This is a genomic window from Nocardia sp. NRRL S-836 (genome assembly GCF_001279525.1).
Lineage (GTDB): Bacteria > Actinomycetota > Actinomycetes > Mycobacteriales > Pseudonocardiaceae > Lentzea.
Genome location: NZ_LGDY01000029.1, coordinates 1 through 362 on the forward strand (window position 1 = coordinate 1; position 362 = coordinate 362).

Here is a 362-nt window from a genome sequence, read left to right on the forward strand (position 1 = left end):
TGACCTTGTTGACCTTCGCGGTCGCGTAGCGCAGCGAGGGGCCGATCTCGTCGACCTCCAGCTCCACGACAGTGCGCTTCTCGCCTTCCTTCGTCTCGAAGGAACGCTGGCGCAGCCGCCCGGAGACGAGCACTCGCGAACCGCGGGTGAGCGACTCGGCCACGTTCTCGGCGACCTGCCGCCACACGTTGCACCGCAGGAACAGCGCTTCGCCGTCCTTCCACTCGCCGGACTGGCGGTCGAAGGTGCGGGGCGTGGAAGCGACCGTGAAGGACGCCACCGCGGCACCGCTCTGGGTGAAGCGCAGTTCGGGGTCGGCAGTCAGGTTCCCGACCACCGTGATCGTCGTCTCACCAGCCATG

At 68.0% G+C, this 362-nt stretch carries 1 protein-coding gene; it reads right to left on the minus strand.

Going from position 1 to position 362, the window contains the following annotated elements; all coding sequences use genetic code 11:
- Window positions 1–361: single-stranded DNA-binding protein (locus ADL03_RS05600; protein ID WP_053732296.1), on the minus strand; the 361-nt coding region annotated here is incomplete at its 3' end.
- Window position 362 lies beyond the last annotated feature (1 nt).